32 protein-coding genes are annotated in these 25,140 nt (G+C 64.0%); 31 read left to right on the forward strand and 1 reads right to left on the reverse strand.

From position 1 onward, the window contains the following. Positions 1-12 precede the first annotated feature (12 nt). The 28 genes from AC56KZ_RS13550 (at position 13) to AC56KZ_RS13685 (ending at position 22,058) form a co-directional block, all read left to right on the forward strand. Positions 13-1,476, forward strand: coding sequence for a glutamate synthase subunit beta (locus AC56KZ_RS13550; RefSeq protein WP_497162697.1), 1,464 nt, complete (start codon positions 13-15; stop codon positions 1,474-1,476). A gap of 208 nt (positions 1,477-1,684) precedes the next feature. Beyond that, positions 1,685-2,488, forward strand: coding sequence for an ABC transporter ATP-binding protein (locus AC56KZ_RS13555; RefSeq protein WP_497162698.1), 804 nt, complete (start codon positions 1,685-1,687; stop codon positions 2,486-2,488). Next, positions 2,485-3,276 carry a lipid asymmetry maintenance ABC transporter permease subunit MlaE gene (gene mlaE, locus AC56KZ_RS13560; RefSeq protein WP_497162699.1) on the forward strand — a complete coding sequence of 264 codons (792 nt, stop codon included), beginning with the start codon at positions 2,485-2,487 and terminating at the stop codon, positions 3,274-3,276. The genes AC56KZ_RS13555 and mlaE overlap by 4 nt, the downstream gene beginning before the upstream one ends. A 63-nt stretch (positions 3,277-3,339) precedes the next feature. Continuing rightward, positions 3,340-3,810 carry an outer membrane lipid asymmetry maintenance protein MlaD gene (gene mlaD / locus AC56KZ_RS13565; RefSeq protein WP_497162700.1) on the forward strand — a complete coding sequence of 157 codons (471 nt, stop codon included), beginning with the start codon at positions 3,340-3,342 and terminating at the stop codon, positions 3,808-3,810. After that, positions 3,807-4,670, forward strand: a complete 864-nt coding sequence (locus tag AC56KZ_RS13570; protein WP_497162701.1) for an MlaA family lipoprotein — start codon at positions 3,807-3,809, stop codon at positions 4,668-4,670. The genes mlaD and AC56KZ_RS13570 overlap by 4 nt, the downstream gene beginning before the upstream one ends. A 101-nt stretch (positions 4,671-4,771) precedes the next feature. Then, positions 4,772-5,419: an MlaC/ttg2D family ABC transporter substrate-binding protein gene (locus tag AC56KZ_RS13575; RefSeq protein ID WP_497162702.1), complete on the forward strand. Its 648-nt coding sequence runs from the start codon at positions 4,772-4,774 to the stop codon at positions 5,417-5,419. A gap of 2 nt (positions 5,420-5,421) precedes the next feature. Then, a complete protein-coding gene (locus AC56KZ_RS13580; RefSeq protein WP_497162703.1) occupies positions 5,422-5,697 on the forward strand; it encodes an STAS domain-containing protein in 276 nt (91 codons plus the stop codon). Positions 5,698-5,904: 207 nt separating this feature from the next. Continuing rightward, positions 5,905-6,837, forward strand: a complete 933-nt coding sequence (locus AC56KZ_RS13585) for an ABC transporter ATP-binding protein (RefSeq protein ID WP_497162704.1) — start codon at positions 5,905-5,907, stop codon at positions 6,835-6,837. Continuing rightward, complete coding sequence (locus AC56KZ_RS13590) at positions 6,834-7,601, forward strand: ABC transporter permease (protein WP_497162705.1); 768 nt, start codon at positions 6,834-6,836, stop codon at positions 7,599-7,601. Before AC56KZ_RS13585 ends, AC56KZ_RS13590 begins: the two co-directional genes overlap by 4 nt. 41 nt (positions 7,602-7,642) lie before the next feature. Beyond that, positions 7,643-7,879 carry a BolA family protein gene (locus AC56KZ_RS13595; RefSeq protein ID WP_056341013.1) on the forward strand — a complete coding sequence of 79 codons (237 nt, stop codon included), beginning with the start codon at positions 7,643-7,645 and terminating at the stop codon, positions 7,877-7,879. 2 nt (positions 7,880-7,881) lie between these two features. After that, the gene (gene murA / locus AC56KZ_RS13600; protein WP_497162706.1) at positions 7,882-9,132 is read left to right on the forward strand and encodes a UDP-N-acetylglucosamine 1-carboxyvinyltransferase; all 1,251 of its coding nucleotides are present in this window, start codon (positions 7,882-7,884) and stop codon (positions 9,130-9,132) included. Between the two features lie 5 nt (positions 9,133-9,137). Then, entirely contained in the window at positions 9,138-9,812 is a 675-nt protein-coding gene (gene hisG, locus AC56KZ_RS13605) for an ATP phosphoribosyltransferase (RefSeq protein WP_497162707.1), read from the forward strand. 2 nt (positions 9,813-9,814) lie between these two features. Then, the gene (gene hisD / locus AC56KZ_RS13610; RefSeq protein ID WP_497162708.1) at positions 9,815-11,128 is read left to right on the forward strand and encodes a histidinol dehydrogenase; all 1,314 of its coding nucleotides are present in this window, start codon (positions 9,815-9,817) and stop codon (positions 11,126-11,128) included. Then, complete coding sequence (locus tag AC56KZ_RS13615) at positions 11,125-11,979, forward strand: DNA-methyltransferase (protein WP_497162709.1); 855 nt, start codon at positions 11,125-11,127, stop codon at positions 11,977-11,979. Before hisD ends, AC56KZ_RS13615 begins: the two co-directional genes overlap by 4 nt. After that, positions 11,976-13,073, forward strand: a complete 1,098-nt coding sequence (gene hisC / locus AC56KZ_RS13620; protein ID WP_497162710.1) for a histidinol-phosphate transaminase — start codon at positions 11,976-11,978, stop codon at positions 13,071-13,073. Before AC56KZ_RS13615 ends, hisC begins: the two co-directional genes overlap by 4 nt. A gap of 16 nt (positions 13,074-13,089) precedes the next feature. Continuing rightward, entirely contained in the window at positions 13,090-13,680 is a 591-nt protein-coding gene (hisB, locus tag AC56KZ_RS13625) for an imidazoleglycerol-phosphate dehydratase HisB (protein ID WP_497162711.1), read from the forward strand. A gap of 5 nt (positions 13,681-13,685) precedes the next feature. Next, the gene (gene hisH / locus AC56KZ_RS13630) at positions 13,686-14,327 is read left to right on the forward strand and encodes an imidazole glycerol phosphate synthase subunit HisH (RefSeq protein WP_497162712.1); all 642 of its coding nucleotides are present in this window, start codon (positions 13,686-13,688) and stop codon (positions 14,325-14,327) included. 54 nt (positions 14,328-14,381) lie between these two features. Next, positions 14,382-15,158 carry a 1-(5-phosphoribosyl)-5-[(5-phosphoribosylamino)methylideneamino]imidazole-4-carboxamide isomerase gene (gene hisA, locus AC56KZ_RS13635; protein ID WP_497162713.1) on the forward strand — a complete coding sequence of 259 codons (777 nt, stop codon included), beginning with the start codon at positions 14,382-14,384 and terminating at the stop codon, positions 15,156-15,158. Positions 15,159-15,174: 16 nt separating this feature from the next. Then, positions 15,175-15,936 (forward strand): imidazole glycerol phosphate synthase subunit HisF, encoded by a 762-nt coding sequence (gene hisF, locus AC56KZ_RS13640; protein ID WP_497162714.1) that lies wholly within the window; start codon positions 15,175-15,177, stop codon positions 15,934-15,936. A 23-nt stretch (positions 15,937-15,959) separates the two neighbouring features. After that, positions 15,960-16,370 carry a phosphoribosyl-AMP cyclohydrolase gene (hisI, locus tag AC56KZ_RS13645; protein WP_497162855.1) on the forward strand — a complete coding sequence of 137 codons (411 nt, stop codon included), beginning with the start codon at positions 15,960-15,962 and terminating at the stop codon, positions 16,368-16,370. Beyond that, positions 16,367-16,708: a phosphoribosyl-ATP diphosphatase gene (locus tag AC56KZ_RS13650; protein WP_497162715.1), complete on the forward strand. Its 342-nt coding sequence runs from the start codon at positions 16,367-16,369 to the stop codon at positions 16,706-16,708. The genes hisI and AC56KZ_RS13650 overlap by 4 nt, the downstream gene beginning before the upstream one ends. Before the next feature lie 72 nt (positions 16,709-16,780). After that, entirely contained in the window at positions 16,781-17,155 is a 375-nt protein-coding gene (locus tag AC56KZ_RS13655; RefSeq protein ID WP_497162716.1) for a histidine triad nucleotide-binding protein, read from the forward strand. A gap of 107 nt (positions 17,156-17,262) precedes the next feature. Beyond that, the gene (gene tatA / locus AC56KZ_RS13660) at positions 17,263-17,514 is read left to right on the forward strand and encodes a Sec-independent protein translocase subunit TatA (protein ID WP_497162717.1); all 252 of its coding nucleotides are present in this window, start codon (positions 17,263-17,265) and stop codon (positions 17,512-17,514) included. 15 nt (positions 17,515-17,529) lie between these two features. Continuing rightward, entirely contained in the window at positions 17,530-18,021 is a 492-nt protein-coding gene (gene tatB / locus AC56KZ_RS13665) for a Sec-independent protein translocase protein TatB (RefSeq protein WP_497162718.1), read from the forward strand. After that, positions 18,022-18,777 carry a twin-arginine translocase subunit TatC gene (gene tatC, locus AC56KZ_RS13670; protein WP_497162719.1) on the forward strand — a complete coding sequence of 252 codons (756 nt, stop codon included), beginning with the start codon at positions 18,022-18,024 and terminating at the stop codon, positions 18,775-18,777. A gap of 89 nt (positions 18,778-18,866) precedes the next feature. Next, positions 18,867-20,972: a protein-disulfide reductase DsbD family protein gene (locus tag AC56KZ_RS13675; protein WP_497162720.1), complete on the forward strand. Its 2,106-nt coding sequence runs from the start codon at positions 18,867-18,869 to the stop codon at positions 20,970-20,972. Between the two features lie 33 nt (positions 20,973-21,005). Further along, positions 21,006-21,632, forward strand: coding sequence for a redoxin domain-containing protein (locus AC56KZ_RS13680; protein WP_497162721.1), 627 nt, complete (start codon positions 21,006-21,008; stop codon positions 21,630-21,632). Between the two features lie 123 nt (positions 21,633-21,755). Further along, positions 21,756-22,058 carry a YciI family protein gene (locus AC56KZ_RS13685; protein WP_497162722.1) on the forward strand — a complete coding sequence of 101 codons (303 nt, stop codon included), beginning with the start codon at positions 21,756-21,758 and terminating at the stop codon, positions 22,056-22,058. Between the two features lie 3 nt (positions 22,059-22,061). Here the strand turns inward: AC56KZ_RS13685 and AC56KZ_RS13690 are convergent, their stop codons facing one another. Beyond that, positions 22,062-22,313, reverse strand: a complete 252-nt coding sequence (locus tag AC56KZ_RS13690) for an MbcA/ParS/Xre antitoxin family protein (RefSeq protein WP_497162723.1) — start codon at positions 22,311-22,313, stop codon at positions 22,062-22,064. Between the two features lie 166 nt (positions 22,314-22,479). On the opposite strand from AC56KZ_RS13690, the gene AC56KZ_RS13695 reads away from it, so the two are divergent. Genes AC56KZ_RS13695 through AC56KZ_RS13705 form a run of 3 tightly spaced genes read left to right on the forward strand, consistent with a single transcriptional unit; the run spans position 22,480 to position 25,139 of the window. Next, complete coding sequence (locus AC56KZ_RS13695; RefSeq protein WP_497162724.1) at positions 22,480-23,640, forward strand: exo-alpha-sialidase; 1,161 nt, start codon at positions 22,480-22,482, stop codon at positions 23,638-23,640. Then, on the forward strand, positions 23,640-24,332 hold the full coding sequence (locus AC56KZ_RS13700; RefSeq protein WP_497162725.1) for a hypothetical protein: 693 nt from the start codon (positions 23,640-23,642) through the stop codon (positions 24,330-24,332). The genes AC56KZ_RS13695 and AC56KZ_RS13700 overlap by 1 nt, the downstream gene beginning before the upstream one ends. Before the next feature lie 3 nt (positions 24,333-24,335). Beyond that, positions 24,336-25,139 carry a hypothetical protein gene (locus AC56KZ_RS13705; RefSeq protein WP_497162726.1) on the forward strand — a complete coding sequence of 268 codons (804 nt, stop codon included), beginning with the start codon at positions 24,336-24,338 and terminating at the stop codon, positions 25,137-25,139. Position 25,140 lies beyond the last annotated feature (1 nt).

The raw sequence follows: 25,140 nt of genomic DNA on the forward strand, positions 1-25,140 counted from the left end.
AAAGGAAAACACGTGGGCAAAATCACCGGCTTCATGGAATTCGAACGGCAGGAAGAAGACCACCTCGACCCCGCCGCGCGCGTCAAGAATTACAAGGAATTCACGATCACCCTGAGCGATGGCCAGGCCAAGCTGCAGGGCGCGCGTTGCATGGACTGCGGCATCCCGTTTTGTAATACGGGCTGCCCGGTCAACAACATGATCCCGGACTGGAACGACCTGGTTTATCACAACAATTACAAGGCGGCCAGCGACAACCTGCATTCGACAAATAACTTCCCGGAGGTGACGGGCCGCATTTGCCCCGCACCCTGCGAGGCGGCCTGCACCCTCGGCATCAACGACGAGCCGGTCGGCATCAAGTCGATCGAACGCAAGATTGCCGACGCCGCCTGGGAACGCGGCTATGTGGTGCCGCAGCCGGCGCTGGTCAGCACCGGCAAGCGGGTCGCTGTCGTCGGCTCGGGTCCGGCCGGCCTGGCTGCCGCCCAACAGCTGGCGCGCGCCGGCCATGCCGTGACGGTGTTCGAAAAAAGCGACCGCATCGGCGGCCTGCTGCGCTATGGGATTCCCGATTTCAAAATGGAAAAGAGCCTGATCGACCGCAGGGTCGAGCAAATGCAGGCCGAGGGCGTCGTCTTCCGCACGGGCGTCCTGATCGGCAAGGATTTTCCGACGACCGTCAGCAACATGGCGCGCGACACCATTTTTCCGGAAGATCTGCATCAGGAATTCGATGCCGTCGTGATGGCGGGCGGCGCCGAGCAGCCGCGCGACTTGCCGGTGCCCGGACGCGAACTGAAGGGCGTGCATTTCGCCATGGACTTCCTGCCCCAGCAAAACCGGGTAAATGCCGGCGACAAGCTCAAGGATCAACTGAAAGCCACCGGCAAGCACGTGGTCGTGATCGGCGGCGGCGATACCGGTTCGGACTGCGTCGGCACCTCGAACCGCCACGGCGCCGCCTCGGTGACGCAATTCGAACTGATGCCGCAGCCGCCGGAACTCGAAGACAAGCCGCTCGTGTGGCCTTACTGGCCGACCCGCCTGCGCACCTCGTCCTCGCACGAGGAAGGATGCGAGCGCGACTGGGCGGTAGCGACCAAGCGGCTCGAGGGCAGCAAGGGCAAGGTCGAAAAACTGGTGGCCTGCCATGTCGAGTGGAAGGACGGCAAGATGACCGAAGTGCCCGGCAGCGAATTCGAGATGCCGGCCGATCTGGTGCTGCTGGCGATGGGTTTTGTCTCGCCGGTGCAGCAGGTGCTCGACGCCTTCGGCGTGCAGAAAGATGCACGCGGCAATGCCCGTGCGACGGTGGAGGGCGAGACGGCTTACCAGACCTCGGCGCCGAAAGTGTTTGTGGCCGGCGACATGCGCCGCGGGCAGTCGCTGGTGGTGTGGGCGATCCGCGAAGGGCGGCAGTGTGCGCGGGCGGTGGATGAGTTCCTGATGGGCTCGTCCGTATTGCCAAGGTAGGGAGCACTTACGCCCACGCGGAAAGCTAACTGAACGCTAGCTTGCGCGTGGGCTGAAAAGCCCACCCTGGATGCGCCAAATATCTGACTTTTCGGTTAGTTGTGTTGTAGAGACGCGTCGGACGGCTTTTCAAAACGAGGGTGTGCCAAGCAGGCGTTGTGGTTTCTGCACTACAATACGAGATTCCCAAAATCGGTTATCCCCCCTTGTGCCTAATCTTGTAGAAATACGTGATCTCGAGTTCGCTTACGGCGATCGCAAGATCCTGTCGAACCTGCGCATGGACTTCCCGCGCGGCAAGCTCATTGCCGTCATGGGTGGCTCCGGCTGCGGCAAGACCACGGTGCTGCGCCTGATTGGCGGACAGATCCGTCCGCAACGCGGCGAAGTGCGGGTCGGCGGCGAGGCCGTGCATAAACTCAACACCGAGGGCCTGTACCGGCTGCGCCGGCGCATGGGCATGCTGTTCCAGTTCGGCGCGCTGTTTACCGACCTCACCATTTTCGAGAACGTCGCCTTCCCGTTGCGCGAGCACACGAATCTGTCGGAAGAGCTGATCCGCAACCTGGTGATGATGAAGCTCAATGCCGTCGGCCTGCGTAATGCTTCGAAACTGAAGCCGGGCGAAATCTCCGGCGGCATGGCGCGCCGGGTGGCCGTGGCGCGCGCGATCGCCCTTGATCCCGAACTGATCATGTACGACGAGCCCTTCGCCGGCCTCGACCCGATTTCGATGGGCCTGACGGCCAGCCTGATCCGCAACCTGAACGACGCGCTCGGCTCCACGTCCATCCTCGTCTCGCACGACGTCAACGAAACCTTCGCCATCGCCGATTACGTCTACTTCATGTCAGCCGGAAAGATCGTTGCCGAAGGCACGCCGGCCGAGCTGCGCGTGTCGACCGACCCGTACGTGAAACAGTTCGTCAATGCCGAGCCGGACGGGCCGGTGCCCTTCCATTATCCGGGCAAGTCGCTGGCCGACGACCTGGGTCTGGGAGCGAAGCGATGATCCTGCCAAGTATCCTACGTCTGCTGGAAAGCGCCGGCGCGACCGTGCGCGAATCGATCGAAAGCCTGGGCTTTGCGACGCGGGCTTTCTTCAATTTGCTGCGGTTCTCGCCGGGCGCCTTCCGCCGCCCGACGCTCATTACCGAGCAGATCCATTTCATCGGCAATTATTCGCTGCTCATCACCATCGTGTCCGGCCTGTTCGTCGGCCTGGTGCTGGGCCTGCAGTTCTACGTCAACCTGCTCCAGTTCGGCGCCGAAGACAAGCTCGGTTCCCTGGTCGCCCTGTCGCTGATCCGCGAACTCGGCCCGGTCGTCACCGCGCTGCTGTTCGCGGGCCGTGCCGGCACCTCGCTGACCGCGGAAATCGGCCTGATGAAGGCCGGCGAACAGCTCTCGGCCATGGAAATGATGGCGGTCAACCCGGTGCAGCGTGTGCTGGCGCCCCGTTTCTGGGGTGGCGTGATCGCCATGCCGGTGCTGGCCGCCGTGTTTTCCGCCGTCGGCATCATGGGCAGCTACCTGGTGGCCGTCAAGATGCTCAGCCTCGATGAAGGCGCCTTCTGGTCGCAGATGCAGGCCGGTGTCGATGTCAACCGGGATGTCGTCAGCAGCATCATCAAAAGTTTCGTATTCGGCGTCGCCGTGACCTTCACCGCCGTGTTCCAGGGTTATCACGTCAAGCCGACCCCGGCCGACGTCGCCCGGGCCACCACGCGCACGGTGGTCATCGCGTCCTTGCTCGTCCTCGGCCTTGACTTTGTCATGACCGCCTTGATGTTCATGTAGCAACCGAGTCAATCATTGTTTTGGTATGGCCGCGCACAGACGGCTTACATATTAGGAAATACTATGCACCGTAAAATCATCGATGTCTGGGTCGGATTGTTTGTCCTGCTGGGCGCCGCCGCCATCCTGTTTCTGGCACTCCAGGCTGGCAATATGAGCTCGCTCTCATTTGCCGAGACGTACACCGTCACCGGAAAATTCGACAACATTGGTGGCTTGAAGCCACAGGCGCCGGTCAAGAGCGCTGGTGTCGTCGTGGGCCGGGTCGGCGGCATCAGCTTCGACGACAAGACTTACCAGGCGATGGTCCGGCTTGACCTGGACCCGACCTACAAATTTCCAAAAGATTCATCCCTCAAGATCCTGACCGCAGGACTGCTGGGCGAACAATATATCGGCATCGAACCGGGCGGCGAAACGGCCAACCTGGTCGACGGTGACCGCATCAACCGTACGCAATCGGCCACCGTGCTGGAAGACCTGATCAATCAGTTCATCTACAGCAAAGCGGCCGAAGGAAAGGAAGGCGAATGAAAAGCAAGAACACGACTACCGCTCCACGCGGCACACGCCTGGCATTGGCCCTGGCTGCCTGCGTGACGCTGGCCGGCTGCGCTACACCAGCCAATCCGCAAGACCCGCTGGAAAAATTCAACCGCGCCTCGTTTGCATTCAACGATGCGGTCGACCGTGTGGCCCTGAAGCCGGCCGCCACCGCCTACCAGAAGGTGCTGCCGAGCTTTGCCCAGACGGGCGTGAGCAATTTCTTCGGCAATTTGTCGGATGCCTGGAGTTCGGTAAATAACCTGCTGCAAGGCAAGGGCGAAGCCGGCATGACCGACTTCACGCGTTTCGCACTGAACTCGACCTTCGGCCTTGCCGGCCTGCTCGACATCGCCTCGGAAGCGGGACTGCAGAAACACAATGAAGATTTCGGCCAGACGCTCGGCGTCTGGGGCATTCCTCCAGGTCCGTTCGTGATGTTGCCGATCCTGGGCCCATCGACGCTGCGCGATACCGCCGCCTTGCCGGCCGATTTTGCCGGCGACATCTGGGCCTATAAAACCCCGGTCAATGTGCGTAATATCGGTATCGGCACGCGCGTGATCGACAAGCGCGCCGCGCTGCTCGACGCGTCGAACCTGTTCGAAGATGCCGCCCTCGACCGTTACGATTTCATCCGCGACGGTTACATGCAGCGCCGCGAGAGCCAGGTGCGCGACGGCGAAAGCGCGCGTTCGGAAGAGGCAGCCGACGACGCCGCGGCAGCCGCCAAGGATGCAGCGGCCCCGGCCAAGGATGCGCCAGCGCAGGCAGCACCAGCAGCGCCGGCAGCGCCCAACACCCAGGTGGTGGCCGATCCCGCGCCAGCGAGCAATCCGCCAGCCAAGTAAGACGAACCGTAAGAATTGTATGCAGATATGACGTTGGAGCGTGCGCGGCTGGAAGCGGTGCATACTCCAACATTACCGCAAACGATCAAAAAAGAGAGCCCATGAAACCAATCGCCCAACTCATCGCTACTGCAGCCACCATCGCATTCGCCACCACCGTCATCGCCGCACCTGCCCGCGCCCAGACCGAAGCGCCGGACGTGCTCGTCAAGCGCATCAGCGCCGACGTCATCGAGACCGTCAAGGCCGACAAGGACATCCAGGCCGGCAACCGCAGCCGCATCATGGAACTGGTCAACTCGAAAATCCTGCCGCACGTGGATGCCGAGAAAATGACCGCCCAGGCCGCCGGCCGCTTCTGGCGCACGGCAACCCCGGACCAGCAAAAGCGCCTGTCGGAAGAATTCCGCACGCTGCTGGTGTACACCTACTCGGGCGCGCTGTCGCAGATCAAGAACGAAACGGTCGAGTTCAAGCCGATGCGTTCGGCCGCGACCGACACCGACGTCGAAGTGCGTTCGCAGGTGAACGTCGCCCGCGGCGAGCCGATCACCCTGAACTATCGCCTGGCCAAGACCGCCGGCGGCTGGAAGATCTACGACATCAACGTGCTCGGCGCGTGGCTGGTCGAGACCTACAAGGGCACCTTCGCCGCTGAAATCAACAAGTCGGGCGTCGATGGCCTGATCGCCAAGCTGGCCGAGCGCAACAAGCAGCTGGCGAGCAAGCCGCTGAAGGCCCCGAAGTAAGCATGGCCGAAGCAAATCCGATGCTGTCGCTCGACGCCCTGACCTTCGACACCGCCCAGGCGGCGCTGGAGCAGGGCTGCGTCGCGATCGAGGCCGGCGAGACCGTGTTCGACCTCGGCGGTGTGCGCACCGCCGACTCGTCCGGCGTGGCCTTGCTGCTCGCCTGGCAGCGCCGCGCAAGCGATGCCGGCCAAACGCTCACCTTCATCAATGTGCCTGGCAATATTGATGCGCTGACGCAGTTGTACGGGCTCGACGGGGTGCTGGCGCGCGGGTGAGCACCTAGGGTGGGCGGGTTCCTTGCTCACGCGTTCAACTGGCGGGTGCAAAACCACGCTGCGTTTTAGCACCCACTTGCTGAACGCGTGAGCGGCGTAGCCGCCCACCCTACGTTTATGCGTCGACCGATTGCCACCCCACCAGCCTCTTCCATTCCCGATTTCCCCTATAATGGGTCGTTTCCCCGCTCGGTCTCCCGAAGAAGAATGACAGCGATCCAGATTAACAGCGTCGAGAAAAGCTACAAGGCCTTCAAGGCCCTAAAAGGCGTTTCTCTGACGATCGAGCAGGGCGAGTTCTTCGGCCTGCTGGGCCCCAACGGGGCCGGCAAAACCACACTGATTTCCACCATCGCCGGGCTGATCCGCCCAGATGTCGGCAACGTGAGCATTCACGGCCATGACGTCGTCACCGATTTCCGCGAAGCGCGCAAGAAACTTGGCGTGGTGCCGCAGGAACTCGTCTTCGATCCCTTCTTCACCGTGCGCGAAACGCTGCGCCTGCAGTCCGGTTACTTCGGCATCAAGAATAACGACAAGTGGATCGACGAGGTAATGGACAACCTCGACCTGACCAACAAGGCCGACGTCAACATGCGCGCGCTCTCGGGCGGCATGAAGCGGCGTGTACTGGTGGCCCAGGCGCTGGTGCACAAGCCGCCGGTGATCGTCCTCGACGAGCCGACCGCCGGCGTCGACGTCGAGCTGCGCCAGACCTTGTGGAAATTCATTTCGCGTTTGAACCGCGAAGGCGGCCACACGGTCGTCCTCACCACCCACTACCTCGAAGAAGCGCAAGCCATGTGCCAGCGCGTGGCGATGCTCAAATCCGGTAAGGTGGTCGCGCTCGACACCATGAGCGCGCTGCTGCGCCGCGTGTCCGGTTCGCAGCTGATCGTGCACCTGAAAAGCGGCGACTTGCCCCAGGACTTGCGCCATTTGGTGTCGCATGACGAACACGGCAATGGTGCGGGCAACAAGTACAGCCTGCGCGTCAACGATTATGCGGAAGTCGAGCCGATCCTGGGGCGCCTGCGCGAGAGCGGCGCCGTCATCGACGAGATGCAACTCCAGCAGGCCGACCTCGAGGATATTTTCTTGCAAATCGTCAGCGACGGACAATCAGGGGCCGCACAATGAATTTTGTTTCCGTCGGCTTCCGCACTCTGTTCTTCAAGGAAATACTGCGCTTCTGGAAGGTCGCCACGCAAACCGTGGCCGCGCCGATCCTGACCGCGATGCTGTACCTGCTGATCTTCGGCCATGTGCTCGAAGGCCGGGTCGAGGTGTATCCGGGCGTAAGCTATACCGCCTTCCTGGTGCCGGGCCTGGTGATGATGAGCGTGCTGCAGAACGCCTTTTCGAATGCCTCGTCCTCGCTCATTCAATCCAAAATCACCGGCAATCTGGTGTTCATCCTGTTGCCGCCGCTGTCGCACTGGGAAATCCTGCTCGCCTACGTATCGGCGTCGGTGGTGCGCGGCGTCGTGGTCGGGGCCGGCGTGTTTGCAATCACTGCCTGGTTCGCGCACCTCAGTTTTGCCGAGCCGGTGTGGATCATCGTGTTCGCGCTGCTGGGCGCGGCCATCCTGGGAACGCTGGGCGTGATCGCCGGCATCTGGGCCGATAAATTCGACCAGCTCGCCGCTTTCCAGAATTTCCTGATCGTGCCGGCCACCTTCCTTGCCGGCGTGTTCTATTCGATCCACTCGCTGCCGCCCTTCTGGCAGGCGGTCTCGCATTTCAACCCGTTCTTTTATATGATTGACGGGTTCCGCCGCGGCTTCTTCGGCCAGTCGGACATTTCGCCGTGGACCAGCCTCGCCGTCGTCTCCGCGTTCTTCGCGGTACTGGCGGTGGTGGCGATCAATTTGCTGCGGCACGGCTACAAGCTGCGCCACTGAGCAAGATAAACGCGCTGCAGATTAATTATTTAGGAATTATCGTGTCGACCACTCCAGAACTGATCCACAGCTACATCGAAAACGGCCTGCAATGCACGCACCTGCAGGTCGAGGGCGATGGACGCCATTTCTCGGCCCTGATCGTGTCGCCGGCCTTTGCCGGCAAGCGCCCGATCCAGCGTCATCAGCTGGTGTATGCGGCGCTCGGCGACCGCATGCGCGAAGAGATCCACGCGCTGTCGATGAAAACCCTGACCCCTGAAGAATACGGAGGCTGAGCATGGACAAACTCCAGATCGTTGGCGGCAAACCCCTGAACGGCGAAATCGCGGTATCCGGCGCCAAGAACGCGGCGCTGCCGATCCTGTGCGCCGGCCTGCTCACTAGCGGCGACCTCGAACTGTCGAACGTGCCGCGCCTGCACGACGTGAAAACCATCCTGCGCCTGCTTGAGCAGACCGGTTTGAAAGTCAGTCAAGACGACGAAAACGTGACGCTGAACGGCGCCAACATCAGCAGCCTGGAAGCGCCGTATGAACTGGTGAAGACCATGCGCGCGTCGATCCTGGTGCTCGGTCCCCTGCTGGCGCGCTTCGGCGAAGCCAAGGTGTCGCTGCCGGGCGGCTGCGCGATCGGTTCGCGTCCCGTCGACCAGCACATCAAGGGCCTGCGCCAGATGGGCGCCGAGATCACGATCGAAGGCGGCTACATCTACGCCAAGGCGAAAAAGCTCAAGGGTGCGCGCATCCTGACCGACATGATCACCGTCACCGGCACCGAGAATTTGCTGATGGCCGCGACCCTGGCCGACGGTGAGACGATCCTGGAAAACGCCGCGCGCGAGCCGGAAGTGACCGACCTGGCCAATCTGCTGGTGGCGATGGGCGCCAGGATCGACGGCATCGGCACCGACCGCCTGGTGATTCAGGGCGTGAGCGAACTGCATGGCGCGAAGCACGCCGTGATTTCCGACCGCATCGAAGCGGCCACTTTCCTGTGCGCGGTGGCGGCCACCGGCGGCGACATCCTGCTGACCAATACCCGCACTGACATCTTCGATGTCGCGCTCGATAAATTGCGCGAAGTGGGCGTCCAGCTCGACGTTCAGCAAAACACCATCCGCGCCCGCATGGATGCGCGCCCGCGGCCGGTGTCCTTCCGCACCACCGAATATCCGGGCTTCCCGACCGACATGCAGGCCCAGTTCATGGCGGTCAATACGATTGCCGCCGGCCCGAGCCAGGTGACGGAGACCATTTTCGAGAACCGCTTCATGCATGTGCAGGAGATGAACCGCCTCGGCGCGTCCATTACCACCGAAGGGAATACCGCCTTCATCAAGGGCGTCGAGCGCCTGGTCGGCGCCCAAGTGATGGCGACCGACCTGCGCGCCTCGGCCTCGCTGGTGATCGCCGCCATGGCGGCCCAGGGCACGACCGTGATCGACCGCATCTATCACCTCGACCGTGGCTACGACCGCATGGAAGTCAAGCTGTCGAAGGTGGGCGCGGACATCGTGCGCATCAAATAATCGGTATGACGATCGCAACCCAATCGCCTGACGATGGCCTGATCCTGGCGCTGTCGAAAGGCCGGATTTTCGAGGACACGCTGCCGCTGCTCGAAGCGGCCGGCATCCGGGTGCTGGAAAACCCGGAGACCTCGCGCAAGCTGATCCTGCCGACCAACGACCCGCAAGTGCGGGTGCTGATCGTGCGCGCCAGCGACGTGCCGACCTACGTCCAGTACGGCGCTGCCGACTTCGGCGTGGCCGGCAAGGACGTGCTGCTCGAGCATGGCGGCGAGGGGATGTACCAGCCGGTCGATTTGAACATCGCCAGCTGCCGCATGTCGGTGGCGGTGAACGCCGGCTTCGATTACGCCAGCGCCGTGCGCCAGGGCGCGCGCCTGCGCGTGGCGACCAAGTTCGTGAATACCGCGCGCCAGCACTTCGCGGCGAAGGGCGTGCACGTCGACCTCATCAAACTGTACGGCTCGATGGAGCTGGCGCCGCTGGTCGGGCTGTCGGACGCCATCGTCGACGTGGTCTCGACCGGCAACACCCTGCGCGCGAACAACCTGGTGGAAGTCGAAAAGATCATGGACATTTCCTCGCGCCTGGTCGTGAACCAGGCCGCCTTGAAACTTAAGCGCGCGCGCCTGCAACCCATCATCGAGGCCTTCGAACGGGCCTCCACACTACAAGGCTGACCATGTCGATCCGGATCCGCAAACTCGATTCCACCCACGAGGGCTTCCAGCAGCAGCTGCATGCGCTGCTCGCCTTCGAGGCGGCGACCGACGATGCGATCGAGTCCAGCGTGGCCGGCATCCTGCGCGACGTGAAGGCGCGCGGCGACGCGGCGGTGCTGGCGTACACCAACCGTTTCGACCGCGTGGACGCCACCAGCATGGCCGCCTTCGACCTGGGCCAGGACGAACTGCAGGCGGCACTAAGCAGCCTGCCGGACGCCCAGCGCGCGGCCCTGCAGACGGCCGCCGAACGCATCCGCGTCTTCCACGAGCGCCAGAAGCAGGAGCTGAGCGGTTTTACCTACACCGAGCCTGACGGCACCACCCTCGGCCAGCGCGTCACCCCGCTCGACCGGGTCGGCATCTACGTCCCCGGCGGCAAGGCCACCTACCCCTCGTCGGTACTGATGAATGCGATTCCCGCCAAGGTGGCCGGCGTCAAGGACATCGTCATGGTGGTGCCGACCCCGGACGGCGTCAAAAACCAGTTCGTGCTGGCGGCCGCCGCGATCGCCGGCGTGACGCGCGTGATCACCATCGGCGGCGCCCAGGCGGTCGGCGCCCTGGCTTATGGCACCGAAACGATTCCGGCGGTCGATAAAATCGTCGGTCCCGGCAACGCCTATGTCGCCGCCGCCAAGCGCCGCGTGTTCGGCACGGTCGGCATCGACATGATCGCCGGTCCCTCCGAAATCCTGGTGCTGTGCGACGGCACCACCGATCCGGACTGGGTCGCGATGGACCTGTTCTCGCAGGCCGAGCACGACGAACTGGCGCAGGCGATCCTGCTCTGTCCCGACGCCGATTACATCGCCCGGGTCGAAGCGAGCATCCACAAGCTGCTGCCGACCATGACCCGGCGCGACACGATCGTCACCTCGCTGACCGACCGCGGCGCACTGGTCAAAGTGCGCGACATGGCCGAGGCCTGCGCGATCGCCAACGACATCGCCGCCGAACACCTCGAGATCTCGGCCGAGAACCCGCGCCAGTGGGCCGAGCAGATCCGCCATGCCGGCGCCATTTTCCTGGGCCGCTTCTCGTCGGAGTCACTGGGCGACTACTGCTGCGGCCCGAACCACGTGCTGCCGACTTCGCGCACGGCGCGCTTTTCGTCGCCGCTGGGCGTCTACGATTTCCAGAAACGCTCGTCGATGATCGAAGTGAGTGAGGCGGGCGCCCAGACCCTGGGCAAGGTCGCCGCCGAGATCGCGTATGGCGAAGGCCTGCAAGCACACGCGCGCAGCGCGGAGCTGCGAATCAAACCGTCATGACGGACTGGGTCAACCAGGTCTTTTGCGAGGATGCGCTGGCGGGACTGGCGCGCATCCCCGACGGCGCCGTTGACCTGATCCTGACCGACCCGCCCTACAATCTCGGCAAGGACTACGGCAACGGCTCCGACCAGCAAAGCGTCGAAGCCTACCTGGCCTGGACCGAGGAGTGGGTCACGGCGGCGCTGCCCAAGCTGAGCGCCAACGGCAGCCTGTACATCTTCCTGACCTGGCGCTTCGCACCCGAGATCTTCGTCATGCTGAAAAAGCGCATGACGATGATGAACGAGATCATCTGGGACCGGCGCGTACCCTCGATGGGCGGCAGCGTGCGCAGCTTTTCGTCGGTGCACGACACGATCGGGTTTTTTGTGAAGCGCAAGGATTATTATTTCGATCTCGACGCGGTGCGCATCCCGTATGACGAGGCCACCAAGAAGGCGCGTTCGCGCTCGATTTTCGTCGGCGCCAAATGGCTGGAAGTCGGCTACAACCCGAAGGACGTATGGAGCGTGTCGCGCCTGCACCGCGAGCATCCGGAACGCGCCGACCATCCGACCCAGAAGCCGCTCGAGATCATCGAGCGCATGATCAAGGCCTCCTGTCCGCCGGGCGGGGTCGTGCTCGACCCCTTCATGGGCAGCGGCACCACGGCCATCGCCGCGCGCAACACCGGGCGCCGGTACGCCGGTTTCGAGCTCAACCCGGAATACTGCGCCATCATCGAAGCGCGCCTGGCATCGAACACGCCGAACTTGACCATCAAGCAGCGCAAGAGCATCGCGCGCGAGGCCAAGGCCGCCATCCGCGCCGCCAAGGCAACCAATCCCGCCACCGAGGAAGAAGCATGAGCTTTATCGACAACCTGATCGCCAACGTCATCCGCGAGGATGTCCGCGCCAACGTCGCCTACGCCGTGGCCGACGCCGACGGCTTCATCATGCTCGACCAGATGGAAAACCCGTACACGCTGCCGCGCGCGCTGCGCGACGAGCTGGGCCAGCGCCTGGCCGATGCGGTGCTGAACCGTTATCCGCGCGGCTCCTACGCCACGCTCAAGGCCAAGGTCTGCGACAAGCTCGGCATCCCGGCCGGCTACGACGTCATGCTCGGCAACGGATCCGATGAGCTGATCCAGATCGTGGTCACCACGGTGGCCAACCAGAAACGGCGCGCCACCGTGCTGGCGCCGGTGCCCGCCTTTGTCATGTACGCACGTTCGGCCCAGTTTGCCGGGGCCGATTTTGTCGGCGTGAAGTTGAACAAGGACTTTTCGCTCGACATGGAAGCGATGCTGGCCGCGATTGCCCTGCACCAGCCGGCCGTGGTCTTCCTGGCCTATCCGAACAACCCGACCGGCAACCTGTACGCAGTCGAAGACATCGAAGCGATCCTGGCGGCGCTGGGAGAAAACGGCATCGCCGTGCTCGACGAAGCCTATCAACCCTTCGCGCGCCAGACCTTCATGGACCGCCTGCCCGAATTCGAAAACCTGATCGTGATGCGCACCGTGTCCAAGCTGGGCCTGGCCGGCATCCGCCTCGGCTACATGAGCGCGGCGCCGCAGCTGCTGGCCGAATTCGAGAAGGTGCGCCCGCCCTACAACGTCAACGTCCTCACCCAAGTGGCGGCCGAGTTCGTGCTGGAGCACGTCGAGGTGCTCGACGCCCAGGCCGAGGCGATCAACGCCGAGCGCGCGCTGCTGTCGGCCGAACTGGCGGCCCTGCCCGGGGTCGAAGTATTTACGTCCAGCGCGAATTTCATCGCGCTGCGCGTGCCAAATGCCGATACGGTCTGCGAGAAACTGCTGTCCGAGAAGGTGCTAATCAAAAATTTGAGTAAAATGCCAATGCTGGCCAATTGCATTCGTGTCACGGTCAGTACACCGGAAGAAAATTCCGCATTCCTGAATGGCCTGAAGGCAGCCCTCCAGCCCGGCGCCTGATTCGACGAGCATCTTAATGACCCGCACCGCAGACATCACCCGCAACACCAACGAAACGCAGATCCGCGTCTCGCTCAACCTCGACGGTACTGGCCGCCAGAAGCTCAATACCGGCGTGCCCTTCCTCGACCACATGCTCGACCAGATCGCCCGCCACGGCATGATCGACCTGGAAGTCGAGGCCGTGGGTGACCTGCACATCGACGCCCACCACACGGTCGAGGACACCGGCATCACGCTCGGCATGGCGATCGCCAAGGCGGTCGGCGACAAGAAGGGCATGACCCGCTACGGCCATTCCTACGTGCCGCTCGACGAAGCCTTGTCGCGCGTGGTCATCGATTTCTCGGGCCGCCCGGGCCTGGAAATGCACATCCCCTGGACGCGCGCCATGATCGGCGGCTTCGACGTCGATCTGACCGGCGAATTTTTCCGCGGCTTCGTGAACCACGCCGGCGTGACCCTGCACATCGACAACCTGCGCGGCGTGAATGCGCACCACCAGTGCGAAACGGTCTTTAAAGCGTTCGGGCGCGCGCTGCGGATGGCCACCACGTTGGATGAGCGCGCCGCCGGCATCATCCCTTCGACCAAAGGCTCCCTGTAAGCGCCATGACGAACAAGATTGTTGTGGTCGATGGCCTGGGCAACCTGCGCTCGGTGGCGCAGGCGCTGCGGGCCGCGGCGCCGGACGCCGACATCCTGGTCTCGAACAAGCCGGCCGACATCGATGCGGCCGACCGCATCGTGCTGCCGGGGCAGGGCGCGATGCGCGACTGCATGCGCAGCCTGCGCGAATCCGGCGCCGAGGAAGCCTTGCTGCGCGCGATGAAAAACCGTCCGACCATGGGTGTCTGCGTCGGCGAGCAGATGCTGTTCGACGAGAGCGAGGAAAACGAGGGTACGCCGGGCCTGGGCCTGTTGCCGGGCAAGGTGGTGCGCTTTCAATTGGACGGCAAGCTGCAAGCCGACGGCTCGCGTTTCAAAGTGCCGCAAATGGGCTGGAACCGCGTACGCCAGACGCGCGCGCATCCGCTCTGGGAAGGTGTCGAGGACGGCAGCTATTTTTATTTCGTGCACAGCTATTACGTGGTGCCCGAGCTTGACAGCGACACCATTGGCGAAGCCGATTACGGCGGCGCCTATGCCTGCGCCGTAGCGCGCGAGAACATCGTCGCGACCCAGTTCCACCCCGAGAAAAGCGCGGCCGCCGGCCTGCGCCTGTACCGGAACTTCATCCACTGGAATCCGTGAACGCACCTGCGTTCACGTCACCGTTCACTCAAAGCTAATTTAGCGACAACGACCATGCTGCTGATCCCCGCCATCGACCTGAAAGACGGTCACTGCGTTCGCCTGAAACAGGGCGATATGGACCTCGCCACCGTCTTCTCCGAAGACCCCGCCGAAATGGCGCTGCACTGGCTCAAGAAGGGCGCGCGCCGCCTGCACCTGGTCGACCTGAACGGGGCCTTCGCGGGCAAGCCGAAGAACGAGCCGGCCATCAAATCGATCATCCAGGTCGTCCAGGAGTTCGCCCAGGAAAACGGCATCGACGAAATCCCGGTGCAGCTGGGCGGCGGCATCCGCGACCTCGACACCATCGAGCGCTACCTCGACGACGGCATCACCTACATCATCGTCGGCACCGCCGCCGTCAAAAACCCCGGCTTCCTGCACGACGCCTGCGGCGCCTTCCCGGGATCGATCATCGTCGGCCTCGACGCGAAAGACGGCAAGGTCGCCACCGATGGCTGGAGCAAGATGAGCGGCCACGAAGTGATCGACTTGGCGCAGAAATTCGAGGGCTACGGCGTCGAATCGATCATCTACACCGACATCGGCCGCGACGGCATGATGGGCGGCATCAACATCGAAGCGACGGTGCGCCTGGCGCAGGCCGTGCGCATCCCCGTCATCGCTTCCGGCGGGCTGCACAACCTGGCCGACGTCGAGGCGCTGTGCGCGGTGCAGGACGAAGGCATCGAGGGCGTGATCTGCGGCCGTTCGATCTATGAAGGCACGCTCGACCTGGCCTCGGCCCAGTTGCGCGCCGACGAACTCACCGCGGGCGAAGAAGCCTGAGGGCTCACCGACACTTATGCTGGCAAAACGCATCATCCCCTGCCTCGACGTGACCGGCGGTCGTGTCGTCAAGGGCGTCAATTTCACTGAACTGCGCGATGCCGGCGATCCGGTCGAGATCGCGCGCCGCTACGACGGGCAGGGCGCCGACGAGCTCACCTTCCTCGACATCACCGCATCGAGCGACGGCCGCGACCTGATCCTGCCGATCATCGAGCGGGTCGCCGCCACCGTCTTCATTCCCTTGACCGTCGGCGGCGGCGTGCGCAAGGTCGAAGACGTGCGGCGCCTGCTCAACGCCGGCGCCGACAAGGTGTCGATGAACACCTCGGCCGTGCAGAACCCGCAGCTGGTGTATGAAAGCTCGCAGAAGCACGGCGCCCAGTGCATCGTGGTCGCCATCGACGCCAAGCAGGTCGCGCCGGGCAAATGGGAAGTGTTCACCCATGGCGGCCGCAATGCCACCGGCCTCGATGCGGTCGAGTGGGCCAAGCGGCTGGAAGCGCTCGGCGCCGGCGAGCTGCTGCTCACCAGCATGGACCGCGACGGCACCAAGTCCGGTTTCGACCTTGGCCTGACACGCGCCGTGTCGGACGCGGTCGGCATTTCCGTGGTCGCCTCGGGCGGCGTCGGCAGCCTGCAAGACCTGGCCGACGGCGTGCTGGAAGGCCATGCGGATGCGGTACTGGCCGCTTCCATTTTTCATTACGGGCAGCACACGGTGGGCGAAGCCAAGCGCTTCATGGCCAATCTCGGCATCCCGATGCGCCTGGAGTAAGCATGACCAATCCATCGACAACGCTGGCCGCCAACGCGAAATGGCTGAAAAAAGTGCGCTGGGATGAAAACGGCCTGGTGCCGGTGATCGCCCAGGAAGCGGCCAGCGGCGACATCCTGATGTTCGCCTGGATGAACCGCGACGCCCTGGCGCGCACCGTCGAGACCGGCGAAGCCGTGTACTGGAGCCGCTCGCGTAAAAAACTCTGGCACAAGGGCGAAGAGTCCGGCCACACCCAGAAGGTGCTGGAAATGCGCCTCGACTGCGACGAAGACGTGGTCTTGCTGAAGATCGAGCAGCGTGGCGGCATCGCCTGCCACACCGGCCGCCACTCCTGCTTCTTCCAGAAATTCGACGGCGAGGACTGGCAGGCGGTCGATCCCGTGCTGCAAGACCCCGACACCATCTACACCAACCCGAAAAAGACGCCATGAGCACCACGCTTGCCCGCCTGGCCCAGGTCATCGAATCGCGCAAGCCGGAAAACGGCGGCGACCCGGCCAGCTCGTATGTCGCCAAACTGTTCGCCAAGGGCGACGACGCCATCCTCAAGAAGATCGGCGAGGAAGCAACGGAAACCGTAATGGCCGCCAAGGATGCGCGCGTTTCCGGCGATTCAACCAAGCTGCTGTATGAATGCGCGGACCTGTGGTTCCATTCGCTGGTGCTGCTGGCAAAGTTCGACCTCACGCCGCAACAGGTGCTCGATGAGCTGGCCCGACGCGAAGGTATTTCGGGGCTCGAAGAAAAAGCTTCCCGTGCAGACGCGTAAGTCTGGGGAGCGGTCATTGCCGCGTCATCGTTCGCATGTACCATGAATAACACTGACTTCGCTGGAGGCATTATGGATAACTGCATTTTCTGCAAGATCGTCGCCAGGCAGATTCCGGCCGACATCATCTTTGAAGACGACGAGGTGCTCGCCTTCAAGGACATCAACCCGGCCGCGCCGGTGCACCTGCTGGTGATCCCGAAGCAGCACGTCAGCACGCTGTCGGACGTCACCGAGGAGCACACCGCGGTGCTCGGCCGGATGCTGGCGCTGGCGCCGAAGCTGGCCGCCGAACACGGTATTGCCGTGACGACGGACGCTGAAGGCAAGCGCAGCGGCGGTTTCAAAACCTTGATCAATACCGGGCCGAACGGCGGGCAAGAGGTGTATCACCTGCATATGCACGTCTACGGCGGCCCCCGCCCGTGGCGCGGCCTGGGGACTTGATACTTACCGCCAACATGCCGAACCGGCCACGGATGCGCTGCATCGCTTATACTGGTACGGTAGGCTTCACTGATTGAAGGGCGCCTGCGCCCGCCGAGGAGATAATGATGGGTTCAATGAGCATTTGGCACTGGGTAATCGTGCTGGTCGTGGTGGTACTGCTGTTCGGCACCAAAAAACTGGGGAATGTCGGTTCCGACATCGGCAAGGCCGTCAAAGGCTTCAAGGATGGCGTCAAGGGCGACGAAGACAAGACCGTTGTCACGCCGGATGCGACGGTCCACACGACCCATACCACCCAGCAAGTCGGGGACAAGACGACGATCGACGTCGAAACCCGCGAAAAGCACCGTTCGTAAGCGGATGCTTGCTCCATGATTGACCTGGGACTGTCGAAGATCGCCATCATCGGTGTGGTGGCGCTGATCGTGATCGGCCCTGAAAAGTTGCCGAAAGTGGCGCGCATGGCGGGCACCCTGTACGGGCGCGCCCAGCGCTACCTGCACGACGTCAAGTCCGAGGTCAGCCGCGAGATCGAGCTCGACGAGTTGCGCAACCTGTCCAAGGAAGTGCACGATACCGCGAGCGAGTTCCAGTCCGATGTCGAGCACCACTTTTCCAGCAGCATGAAGGACGTCGAGTCGGCCTGGAATGGCGACTTCCAGCCCGGCGCGCCGCCTCCGCCCGCCAGTCTGGGCGACCTCGAGCGCAAGGCGAAGGATTTCAGGCGCAAGAAGCTGGTGCGTTCCTCGGCCATTCCTGCGTGGTACAAGAACCGCCACGGCGGCAAGACCCGGGTACTGTCGGGCGCCGCGCGCGTGCGCAAGTTCCGTCCGGGCCTCAAATCCAATAGTTCTTTCTTTTAAATGACCGAAGAAGCGCCAGTCGAAGAAACCTTCATCTCCCACCTGATCGAACTGCGCGACCGCCTGGTCAAGGCCATTATTGGCGTGGCCATCGTCTGCATCGGCTTGATGATCTGGCCGGGACCGAAGGAGGTGTACGACTTCCTCGCCACCCCGATGCTGCAGTCGCTGCCGCCCGGAGCGACCATGATCGCCACCGGCATCGTCTCGCCCTTCCTGGTGCCGATGAAGGTGACGCTGATGTTCGCGCTGATCGTCGCGCTGCCCTGGGTGTTCTACCAGCTGTGGGCCTTTGTCGCACCCGGCCTGTACGCCCACGAAAAACGCCTGGTGCTGCCGCTGGTCATCTCGTCGTCCGGGCTGTTCATCGCCGGCGTCGCGTTTTGCTATTTCCTGGTGTTCGGGCGCGTGTTCCACTTCATTGCCGAATTCGCCCCGTCCTCGATCGCGGTGATGCCGGACATCGAGAACTACCTCGATTTCGTGATGTCTATGTGCCTGGCCTTCGGGGCCACCTTCGAAGTGCCGGTGGTGGTCATCATCCTGGTGCGCATGGGCATCGTCAGCATCGAAAAGCTCAAGGAAATCCGTCCCTACCTGATCGTCGGCGCTTTCGTGATTGCCGCCATCGTCACGCCGCCGGACGTGGTCAGCCAGCTGGCCCTCGCCATTCCGATGTGCCTGCTCTTCGAACTGGGCCTGCTGGTCGCGCCGCTGTTCGTGCGCATGACGCAGGCGCCGGAAGAGCCGGCCTGATTTCCGATTCGGGCGCTTGCCGATTGCTCAAGCGTATGGCAACGTGTTAGTTTTGCAGGGACTGTCCACTCTCCATTACTCACTTCGTCATGCGCGGAATGTTCCCCTTCGTCGCCCTGTTGCTTGCCCTGCTGCTGCCGGCGCCGGCGTTCGCCGAAGAAAGCAATGTGCAGACGAGTCCGCGCGCCACGGTAACGCTGGTGAGCGAACAGGCCGCCGTCAGCCCGGGACAAACCCTGCGCATCGGCCTGCGCCAGCGCCTGGCGCCGGGTTGGCATACCTACTGGAAAAATCCTGGCGATGCGGGCTCGCCGCCGAACATCGCGTTTACCTTGCCGAAAGGCGCCACGGTCGGCGCCATCGACTGGCCCGGACCGGATCGCTTCATCATCGGGCCGGTGGCCAGCTATGGTTACGAGAACGAGATCGTCTTTCCGATGCGCTTGACCGTCCCGCGCGATGCGCAACCCGGCAGCCGGCTGCTGATCGCCGCGAATGCCGACTGGGTGGTCTGCGAAAAGGAATGCATTCCGGAAGAAGGCAAATTCGCCTTGAGCCTGCCGGTGGAGGCGAGTGGGCGCCCGGCAAGCGCGGCGCTGCGCGCCCTGTTCGGCACGGCGGACGATCGGCGGCCGCAGGCGCTGCCCTGGCAAGTGTCGGTCAAGGCCGGCCAGCCGACACTGCAATTGACGATCAAGGGCGAGGGCATCTCGCCGCAGTCGGTGCAATCGGCGCTGTATTTCCCGGAAACCTGGGGCATCGTCGACCACGTTGCCGAGCAGCCTTTGACTGTGGGGCAGGGCGCCATGCACCTGACGCTCAGGAAGGGCCAGGCATATACACCGGCAAGCTCGCAAGGGCTGCTGCGCATTACCGATGGTGGCGGCCAGAAACGCTGGTTCACGCTGGAACTGGCGACGCCCGCCGCCACTGCTGGAACTGCCGCTGCAACTGCCGCCGCCAGTGAACTGGCGCCGGCCTTGCCGCTCTGGCAAATGGCCGGTTTCGCTTTCCTCGGCGGCCTGATCCTGAACCTGATGCCTTGCGTATTTCCGGTGCTGGCGATCAAGGCGGCGGCCCTGGCCGGCATGTCCGGCGGCGACCGCCGCGAGGTGCGCCTGTCCGGCCTGTTCTACACCCTCGGGGTGCTCGCTGCATTCATGGCGCTGGCGCTGGTCTTGCTCGCCGTGCGTGCCGGCGGCAGCGCTGTCGGCTGGGGCTTCCAGTTCCAGTCGCCGCTGTTCGTGGCGGCGATGTGCTGGCTGATGCTGGCGATCGGCCTGAACCTGTCCGGCGTGTTCGAGGTAGGCGCAACGCTCGCCGGCGCCGGCCATGGCCTGGCGCAGCGCAAGGGACACGCCGGCAGCTTCTTCACCGGCTTGCTGGCGGTGCTGGTGGCCACGCCCTGCACCGCGCCCTTCATGGGCGCGGCGATCGGTTCGGCGCTGGTGGCGCCGGCCCTGTACAGCCTGGTCGTGTTTGCGATGATGGGCCTCGGCCTGGCGCTGCCTTTCCTGTTGCTGGGACTGTTCCCGGCGCTGGCGCAGCGCCTGCCGCGGCCCGGCATGTGGATGGTGCGGCTGCGCCAGGCCATGGCCTTTCCGATGTACGCCACCGCCGCCTGGCTGTTGTGGGTGCTGGCCCAGCAGGCGGGCGAGGCCGGCCTGCGCATGGCCCTGGCCGGGACCATCCTGGTTGGCCTGGTGGCCTGGCTGGTCGGCCTGTCGCAGCAAAGCGTCAACAAGTCATGGTGGCCGCGCGGCATTGCGCTGGCCTGCTCTGCCGGGCTGGTCGGCTTGATGGCGACCCTGCAGGCCGCACCGCCGATGGCGGCTGCCTCTGCGTCCGCGCCCCAGGCCGGCAAGGCCGAGGCCTACAGCGCCGAGCGTTTGGCCAGCCTGCGCGCCGAGGGCAAGCCGGTGTTCGTCAACATGACCGCCGCCTGGTGCATCACCTGCCTGGTCAACGAACGCACGACCTTGTCGACGCCCGCCGTGCGGCAGGCCATGCAGGAGCAGAATGTCGTCTACATGAAGGGCGACTGGACCAATCGCGATCCCGCCATCACGCGCTTTTTGCAATCGTTCGGACGCGATGGCCTGCCGTTTTATGCGTATTACGCGCCGGGCAAGGCGCCGGTGGTCTTGCCGCCGGTGCTGACCCAGGCAATCGTTACCGAGTCTTTCAAGCAGTAGTACTCCACCACGCACTTTTACCAAGGGGATTTCATGAACAGTCTTTCACGCCGCGCCCTGTTGCGCATTACTGTAATGACGGCGGCCCTGGCGGGCGCCTTGCCGGCCATGGCGGCGCCCGCGGTCGGGCAAGCCGCGCCTGCCTTCGTGGCGGTCGACAGCAAAGGCCAGCAACACAAACTGTCCGATTTCAAGGGCAAGGTCGTGGTGCTGGAATGGACCAACCATGAATGCCCTTACGTGCAGAAGCACTACAAATCGTCGAACATGCAAGCCTTGCAGAAACAGGCAAAGGGGGCGGGCGTCGTGTGGCTGAGCGTGATCTCCTCCGCGCCTGGCGAGCAGGGCCATGTGGCGGGCGCCAAGGCCGACGAGCTGACGGCCAGCCGCCAGGCGATGCCGACCGCGGTGTTGCTCGATGCCGGGGGCACGATCGGCAAATCCTACGACGCGCGCACCACGCCGCACATGTTCGTCATCGATGCCAAGGGGATACTACGCTACGCCGGCGGGATCGACAGCATCGCCTCGAACAAGCCGGCCGATATCGAGAAGGCCGACCCCCTGTTTAAAACGGCGATGGAATCGGTGCTGAAAGGCGAAAACGTGGCGCAGGCGACGACGCGTCCGTATGGCTGCGCCGTGAAGTACAAGTCCTGAACCCGTCACACCGGCACGGTATCGCCATTCCCGGGATACCGTGCGTCACCGCTGAGCCGCTTGGTTTAAGGTAAAGCACGGGGCGCGTCGCCGCGTGCACAAGCTCAGCGCAAGGGAAGCAGCATGGAAAAATTTTTGATCGTGTTTCGCGGTGCCACCATCGGCGAAGCCGAAGGCCCGCAGCATCAGACCGAGAACTGGAATGCCTGGTTCGACGGGCTCGGAGAAGCCCTGGTCGACCGCGGCGCCTTGAGTCACGGCAGTGTCGAAGTACCGACCCGGCTGATCGGCCCCAAGCTGAGCAGCAGCGCCTTGTCCGGCTATGCGATCATCGCCGCCAGCGACTTCAACCACGCTGTACGCCTGGCCGAGGAGTGCCCGATTTTCGACGAAAAAGGTTCGGTCGAGATCGCACACCTGCGCTGATCTTCAGGGCGTCAAAGCCCGGATCTGTTCCAGCACGGCGTCGGCGCGGCCCTCGGCCACCAGTTCGGCCGGCGTCTTGCCATCGCAGGCTGGCAGCTTGGCATTCATCCAGTCGTTGGCCGCATCGTCATTGCCCAGAACGCCCTTGATCGCGTGCATGACCGTGTAATAGGTGTGCGCGGTGCGCGATTGTTCCTCGAAGCGCGCGCGCAGCGCGTCGAGCGCGCCTGGGGTAAGTTGTCCGTCCTGGTTCATGGTCAATCCGATGGTTCAATGTGAGCAATCGGCCATCATACTCTCCGCTTGCGCCTCGGATCGGCCACCCGCCACGCTGTTTCCGCTTACTTCCCGGCACTTTCCCGGCAGTTCGGGATAAAATCGATGTTTCGACCGGTCAAGACCGGTGGCGCCGGCGTTTCCAATGCATCTTTCCCAGAACTTTTTTCCCGGCCATTCCCGGCGTACCCTTGCTGCCTGCGCCCTCGCCGTGCTCGCCGCCTTCGGCGCCGAAACGTTGCGCTGGACCCGAGCCGCGCCGACGCCCTCGGCAATGAGCATGGGCGCCGGCGCCTCGCCTGCCCGGGCGAGCCTGACTGAAATCGCCAATGCGCTGATTCCGACGCCGCCCAATGCCCCGTCCGCCCATGCGAGCGCCTTGGCGACCGTGCCTGGCGGGATGCTGGCCTTCTGGTGGGCCGGCAGCCGCGAGAGCGGCCCCGACGTCAAGGTGTATGCCGCGCGCACCATCGACGGCAGCTGGGGCAGGCCCTGGGAAGTGGCCAGCCGCGAGTCGCTCGGCCGCGCACTCGGCTTTGGCGTGCGCCGCATCGGCAATCCGGTGGCCTGGACTGCGCCCGACGGCAAGGTCCACCTGTATGTCGTGGCCACCGGCCTGGGCGGCTGGGCCGCGTCGCGCGTCGTCCACATGGTGTCACCGGATGCCGGCGTGAATTTCGCGGTGCACCGCGTGCTGCCGCTGTCGCCCCTGTTCAATACCAGCGTGCTGGTGCGTACCTCACCGGTGGCCCTGGCCGATGGCGGCTGGTGGCTGCCGGTGTATTTCGAACTGGGCATCAAGTATCCGATGCTGATGGCCTTCGACGCCAGCGGCGAACCGACCCGCCTGGGGCGCATCGGCGCGCGCATGTCGACGCTGCAGCCGGCGATCGTGCCGATCTCGAACACCGAAGTACGCGCCTGGATGCGCGACGCCAGCGACGAGCAGCGCGTGCAGCACGCCTCCAGCCGCGACGGCGGCGCCAGCTGGCAAGACCTGCCGGCGCTCGACCTGCCCAACCACAGCACCTCGCTCGCCGTGATCCGCCTGACAAGCGGCGAATTACTCATGCTGCATAACCACGTGGTCGCAGGCGGCTCCTCGCGCAGCATCCTGCGCCTGTCGATGTCGAGCGACGGCCATGCCTGGCGCACCATCGACGACATCGCCAGCGGCAAGGCCGGCGACGAATTCTCCTACCCGACCATGCACCAGGTCGGCGACGAATTGCACGTGACCTATACCCACCAGCGCCAGGCGATCGCTTACCGCGCCTACCGTATCAAGACCGGGGAGAGTATCTAATGAGTTTGCCCGATCTGGCCTGGCAAATCGCCTATGGCCGCGTGGCCTGGGGCATCGTCATTGCCAGCATGCTGCTGGCCCTGTGGCCGCAAGCGCGGCGCTTGCCGCGCGCGGTCTTCGGCGCGCTGCTGGCGGCGATTGCCGTGGCGATGGCGCTGCCGGGCGAGGCCTCGCCCGCGTACTGGATGGGCCTGGCCTTCCAGTACCCGAGCGGCATGCTGTTGGGACTGTGCCTGCTGGCGCTGCACGCGCGCTGGCAGGGTGCGCAAATAAGCTATCCGATGCCGCTCTCGCTGGCGGCCACGATCGCCATTGCCGGCCTGGCGCTCTACCTCGACGCCATCGGCTGGCTGTCGCAAGGCTATTATTATGCGGGCTTCGGCCCGGTCGGGGCGCCGGTCGTGGCGCTGGTCGCAATGCTTGGCTGCGTGCTGGCGCTGCTGCGCGGGCGCGGCGGGCGCCAGCACCTGGCGCTGCTGGGCGCGCTGCTGCTGTTTACCCTGCTGCGCCTGCCGACCGGCAACCTGTGGGATGCCGTGCTCGACCCGCTGTTATGGGGCTGGGCGCTGGTCACGCTGGCCAGGCGCGCCTTGCGTCGGCTCGCCGACCGCCGGCTCGCCGACCGCCGGATCGCCGGCGTACCGGGCCTGCGGCCGGTCCCGATCGAACAATTTTCAAGCAATAAGGAGTAGTTGGTGGCAAACAGGAAATGGCATACACATCCGGTGATCCTCATGGCGATCGCCATCAACGTCTTCATCCTTGGCCTGGCCCTGGCCTGGTCCGGCGACGAACGCGCCCTGGGGCGCCTGCTGGTGGAGGATGGGATCGTCGAATGGATGCAGTTCCTCGCCTTCACGGCCACTGCGGCCCTGCTGGGCTTTGTGTTCGTCGAACGCTGGCGCCAGCCAGGCAGCACGAAGTTCGAACTGCTGGTACTGGGCGGCCTGACGGCGCTGGTGGCGCTGGCCGCGCTCGAAGAAATCAGCTGGTTCCAGCGCGTGCTGAACATCACCTCGTCGGAATTCTTCCTGCAAAATAACCGCCAGGCCGAAACCAACCTGCACAACCTGGCCGTGGGCAGCGGCAGCCTGCACAAGAACGTGCTGCTGAAACTGATCGTGGTCGCCGGCCTGACCCACAACCTGATCCTGCCCTTTTTGGCGCGCAAGCGTCCCGGCCTGCAGCGCTGGGTCGAGCAGATGGGTCTGTACCTGCCGCCGCTGGGCGCATCGATCGTCTACGTCACGCTGGTCGCGCTGTCGCACCTGCTGATCGAGCATCCGCGCAAAGGCGAACTGGGCGAGACCTTCGGCGCCATCCACTATATGGCCACCGTGTTCTACGCCTATTACGTCGGCTTCGGCTACGGCAAGCCGGCGCTGTTCGAGGACGGCGTCGCCAACCGCCGCATCTCGGTGCTGTTCGCGATGTCGATGGCCTTCCTGCTGCTGGCCGGCTGGATGCTGAGCGCCGGCGTGGGCGCGGTCGGCTACTGAT

The organism is Telluria sp. LT2P34, from assembly GCF_059685915.1.

Bases quoted from the DNA above. Each gene is read 5' to 3' on its own strand.
- tatA (WP_497162717.1), top strand. From the start codon at position 17,263: ATGGGTTCAATGAGCATTTGGCACTGGGTAATCGTGCTGGTCGTGGTG.
- AC56KZ_RS13700 (WP_497162725.1), top strand. From the start codon at position 23,640: ATGAGTTTGCCCGATCTGGCCTGGCAAATCGCCTATGGCCGCGTGGCC.
- tatB (WP_497162718.1), top strand. From the start codon at position 17,530: ATGATTGACCTGGGACTGTCGAAGATCGCCATCATCGGTGTGGTGGCG.
- hisG (WP_497162707.1), top strand. From the start codon at position 9,138: ATGACGATCGCAACCCAATCGCCTGACGATGGCCTGATCCTGGCGCTG.
- AC56KZ_RS13655 (WP_497162716.1), top strand. From the start codon at position 16,781: ATGGATAACTGCATTTTCTGCAAGATCGTCGCCAGGCAGATTCCGGCC.
- hisC (WP_497162710.1), top strand. From the start codon at position 11,976: ATGAGCTTTATCGACAACCTGATCGCCAACGTCATCCGCGAGGATGTC.
- hisH (WP_497162712.1), top strand. From the start codon at position 13,686: ATGACGAACAAGATTGTTGTGGTCGATGGCCTGGGCAACCTGCGCTCG.
- hisA (WP_497162713.1), top strand. From the start codon at position 14,382: ATGCTGCTGATCCCCGCCATCGACCTGAAAGACGGTCACTGCGTTCGC.
- AC56KZ_RS13615 (WP_497162709.1), top strand. From the start codon at position 11,125: ATGACGGACTGGGTCAACCAGGTCTTTTGCGAGGATGCGCTGGCGGGA.
- AC56KZ_RS13580 (WP_497162703.1), top strand. From the start codon at position 5,422: ATGGCCGAAGCAAATCCGATGCTGTCGCTCGACGCCCTGACCTTCGAC.
- hisD (WP_497162708.1), top strand. From the start codon at position 9,815: ATGTCGATCCGGATCCGCAAACTCGATTCCACCCACGAGGGCTTCCAG.
- murA (WP_497162706.1), top strand. From the start codon at position 7,882: ATGGACAAACTCCAGATCGTTGGCGGCAAACCCCTGAACGGCGAAATC.
- AC56KZ_RS13690 (WP_497162723.1), bottom strand. From the start codon at position 22,313: ATGAACCAGGACGGACAACTTACCCCAGGCGCGCTCGACGCGCTGCGC.
- AC56KZ_RS13675 (WP_497162720.1), top strand. From the start codon at position 18,867: ATGCGCGGAATGTTCCCCTTCGTCGCCCTGTTGCTTGCCCTGCTGCTG.
- AC56KZ_RS13685 (WP_497162722.1), top strand. From the start codon at position 21,756: ATGGAAAAATTTTTGATCGTGTTTCGCGGTGCCACCATCGGCGAAGCC.
- hisB (WP_497162711.1), top strand. From the start codon at position 13,090: ATGACCCGCACCGCAGACATCACCCGCAACACCAACGAAACGCAGATC.
- AC56KZ_RS13575 (WP_497162702.1), top strand. From the start codon at position 4,772: ATGAAACCAATCGCCCAACTCATCGCTACTGCAGCCACCATCGCATTC.
- hisF (WP_497162714.1), top strand. From the start codon at position 15,175: ATGCTGGCAAAACGCATCATCCCCTGCCTCGACGTGACCGGCGGTCGT.
- mlaD (WP_497162700.1), top strand. From the start codon at position 3,340: ATGCACCGTAAAATCATCGATGTCTGGGTCGGATTGTTTGTCCTGCTG.
- AC56KZ_RS13570 (WP_497162701.1), top strand. From the start codon at position 3,807: ATGAAAAGCAAGAACACGACTACCGCTCCACGCGGCACACGCCTGGCA.
- AC56KZ_RS13680 (WP_497162721.1), top strand. From the start codon at position 21,006: ATGAACAGTCTTTCACGCCGCGCCCTGTTGCGCATTACTGTAATGACG.
- AC56KZ_RS13585 (WP_497162704.1), top strand. From the start codon at position 5,905: ATGACAGCGATCCAGATTAACAGCGTCGAGAAAAGCTACAAGGCCTTC.
- AC56KZ_RS13650 (WP_497162715.1), top strand. From the start codon at position 16,367: ATGAGCACCACGCTTGCCCGCCTGGCCCAGGTCATCGAATCGCGCAAG.
- mlaE (WP_497162699.1), top strand. From the start codon at position 2,485: ATGATCCTGCCAAGTATCCTACGTCTGCTGGAAAGCGCCGGCGCGACC.
- AC56KZ_RS13590 (WP_497162705.1), top strand. From the start codon at position 6,834: ATGAATTTTGTTTCCGTCGGCTTCCGCACTCTGTTCTTCAAGGAAATA.
- AC56KZ_RS13695 (WP_497162724.1), top strand. From the start codon at position 22,480: ATGCATCTTTCCCAGAACTTTTTTCCCGGCCATTCCCGGCGTACCCTT.
- tatC (WP_497162719.1), top strand. From the start codon at position 18,022: ATGACCGAAGAAGCGCCAGTCGAAGAAACCTTCATCTCCCACCTGATC.